Annotated in this window: 3 protein-coding genes; all 3 read left to right on the top strand. The window is 25.8% G+C overall.

The window, feature by feature from the left end; genetic code table 11:
* The first annotated feature begins 502 nt into the window (after positions 1-502).
* Positions 503-1,057, top strand: coding sequence for a hypothetical protein (locus JK139_RS15330; protein WP_218332150.1), 555 nt, complete (start codon positions 503-505; stop codon positions 1,055-1,057).
* On the top strand, positions 1,035-1,460 hold the full coding sequence (locus tag JK139_RS15935; protein ID WP_394369761.1) for a MauE/DoxX family redox-associated membrane protein: 426 nt from the start codon (positions 1,035-1,037) through the stop codon (positions 1,458-1,460). The genes JK139_RS15330 and JK139_RS15935 overlap by 23 nt, the downstream gene beginning before the upstream one ends.
* Positions 1,457-3,539, top strand: a 2,083-nt coding sequence (locus JK139_RS15325) for a TonB-dependent receptor (RefSeq protein ID WP_218332148.1), incomplete at its 3' end; no start/stop codon positions are given. The genes JK139_RS15935 and JK139_RS15325, both read left to right, overlap by 4 nt.

Here is a 3,539-nt window from a genome sequence, read left to right as displayed (position 1 = left end):
AATAAAATAAGAAAGCTATACGGCCGGTGCCTGAATATAGGCGCTATGGCTGCTTAATTAACTACCGGACTATTGTTTACAAGAAGGTGGATTTGAAAGAAAAAAAAATAATATTGCTGAATTAACTTTAATACAAAACGTTAATTTATATAATGGTAATTATAAAATATTAGGCTATTATAATAAGCAAATTTATTTACATAACTTCACAAGAAATACAATTTATAGATTTTCTGAGAGCCGCCCTGCAATTGAAAATTCTACTATTAATATTAATGAAATTTTTAAAACTCCTATTTCTGCCAGCAATATTTCTCTCGACGCAAAGAATGGTATTATTTACATATTTTCAGAAGCTACAAACACTATTTATACATATGATATTGCTTCTCAAGCTACGAATGAAATTAAAACAAACTTTTTATTTAATAAAGGATGGAAACTTAATGATGTTAATTTTGTTTTTGAAACAGAGTCAAAACAGAATATAAACAAAGATTTTGTGTTTACTTTTTTAAAGTATAAAAATGATTTGAATCAAAATATAATTTATCAAAAAGTTGATACAAGTAATTTATTTTTGATTGATATGGTAGATGATGGAATATTAAATATTTCTGGGAATAGTAAACTCGTGTATACTTGTTTTTATAAAAATTCTCTATTTGTTTTAGATTCAAATCTTAAAGTGATTTTCAAAGGGAAATTGATAGATACTATTTCTAAAGGTCCTGTTGTAACCTTTATTGGTGCTAATGGAACCGGGCGATTAGAATACGCATCTCCCGTTAGAATGTGTAATCCTAATGCACAAGTCATAAATGGTAAATTTCTTTTTAATCATTCATTAGTAGCTGCTAATAATGATGATAATAATTTTAATGAAAGTATTGTACTTGATGTTTATGATATTAGCGATGTAGTGAAGTATCAAGGAAGCTATTATATCCCAAAATTTGATGATGATGTTTTCAATGATTTTTTTATAGACGGAAACAGAATATTTCTCGTTTACTCAAAACATCTTTTCATCTATGAATCAAAATTTGAATTTTAAATTGGTGCACATATTTTCTAGTGTACTAATTTTTGTATTTCTGTATTCAAGCCTACAAAAAATTATTAATTTTAATAATTTTATTGCTACATTATCTAAGTCTCTTTTTCTTTATAATGAGTTTACAAAAGAAACAGGAATATTTGTAATCCTTATTGAAATAGCTATTGTTTTACTGCTAATTTCTAGTAGACTAAAAATATGGGGTTTTTTATTTTCCTTTCTTATTCTTCTTCTTTTTAACGGTTATATTATACTAATGATTGTTTATAGTCCATATTTGCCTTGTAGTTGTGGTGGTTTTATTGAAGAGCTAACTTGGGGGCAACATATTGCATTTAACTTTTTATTAATAGCATTTTCATTATATGGTTATTTAATAACAAACGTAAAAAACAAATGAAAATAAAATTTGTAAAATATATTGTAATCATTGCATTTTATTTTATAAGCATCAGCAGTTTTTCGCAAAATATTACAAACGAAAATGTGCAATTTGATAATAATAATGGCGTTTATCTAAAAATAAAAGGGAAGGTAATCGATAGTTTATCAAAAGAAGGAATTCCTTTTTTAAAAATTAGTTTAACTTATGATTTACCTTCAAAAGATACTGTTACTTTTTTAACAAACGAAAAAGGAGAATTTGAAGTAAAAATTCCCAAAGAAAACATTTCATTTATTTTACAAGTAAATACAAATTTATTTAAAGAAGCTAATTTTTCTTTTAATAACTTGTTATTAAATAAATCAGGTATGTTTAATATAGGTGTAATTAGATTGCAGCCATTCGTTAAAGAAATTGACGAAGTAGTTGTAAAAGGCATAAGGAATAAAATAGACATTAATAAAAAAATATATTATGTAAGCTCAGTTAATGGTGCTATAGCTCCTACCGCAAATTCCCTTATACGAACCATTCCTGGTATTCATTTGAATAATAATGATTATACATTGTACAATTACAAAAAAGCTAAATACTATTTAAATGGGGTTGAAAGTAATAAAGAAGTAATCCTAGATTTACCATTAGAAATTGTTGCAAAGATTGAAATTATATTTAACCCACCTTTGTCTGCAGGATTGAAAGATGATGAATTTATTATAAATCTAATCACAAAAAAAAATTTCAAATATGCATTTGGCGGTGAATTTTCTGCCGGACTTGGATTAGTTAGAAACACTTCGGAGTATAAAGTTTCAAGTTATCTCTCTTCGAAGTATTTGTTTATCAATTTTACAAGCACTAAATATTTTAACGATTATTCTGCAGATAGGACTGCTATTTGGAAATCATCTACGAATAATATTTCAAATTTTTCTACCTCTGATAGAGCAAATTATTCAGTATCCCCAATGTTTAATTCAGTAAGCATACAATATACTCCCACAACAAAATTCGGATTTTTTGTATCACTTAATTATGATAAGCAAACCCTTCTTTTTAATAATTTTTCAAATGTATTTTCTGCACAGAATGATACCAGCTATTTTCAAAGTAATACTAGAAAAATAACGACAAGTATCTTCGGTAACTTTACTGTAAAATATAAAGTAAAAGATAATTTAGTTTTTTATTTACTTGGTGGCATTAATGCTTCTGAAAACAATGATTATATAAAAAATACGTATAATTATAAACAGGTATATAAAATTGATAGTAGTGTTCTTAATAATATTTCACATAACCCAAACAATGCTATACAGTTAAAAAATGAATTTAATTTAAAAAATTTAACAATTGAAAGCAGTTTACTATATCAACTATACCAATCAAATTCAACATTTGGATTGGTTCATTCGGGTATTGGGATTACATCACCAAACTTATTTGGATTTACCTCTTATGATCAATATTTAATTTCTTCGTCAATTACTTTAACCAAAAACTTTAATATTGGCACTTTTATGTTAGGTGCAAAGCTTGACCATGTTAGGTATATTGTAACTTCTAAAATTGATTCTTCATATAGTGGGAATTCTACAATTTGGAATTTTTTACCTAAATTTTCTTTTTTTAAATCAACTTCGAAATTTGGTACATTTATATTTTCATATCAGAAAGACATTGAATTGCCTAATTCATATCAACTTTCTGGAGCACCACTAAGTTATAGGCCTAATCAACAATCAATGGGATCGGCACGTTTACAACCGGAAGTTTTAAATTCTTTTACTTTTTATAACATCTTTGAAAGACCAAAATCAACTTATAATTCTACAATATATTTGATACATACCACTGATTTTATCTCTAAAGGGCCTTATAATTTTGACTCAAGTAATTTTTCCAATGTATATTCTAATATTGGGAAAAAATTAAAGATTGGCTTTGATTTTTCTGTTAATAATAACTGGTCAAAATCATTCAGTACTATTTCTAATGTTAATATAGAATGTTTAAGATTTAATCTTTATGATAGCATTTTAAAAAATAATAATTTTGTTAGTCATATTTTGCATAATAATTATTCTATTAAGT

Source organism: Hydrotalea lipotrueae, from assembly GCF_019249625.1.
GTDB classification, from domain to species: domain Bacteria; phylum Bacteroidota; class Bacteroidia; order Chitinophagales; family Chitinophagaceae; genus Hydrotalea; species Hydrotalea flava.
The sequence above is the reverse complement of the archived record's forward strand: the minus strand, read 5'-3'. Positions and strand labels throughout refer to the sequence as shown.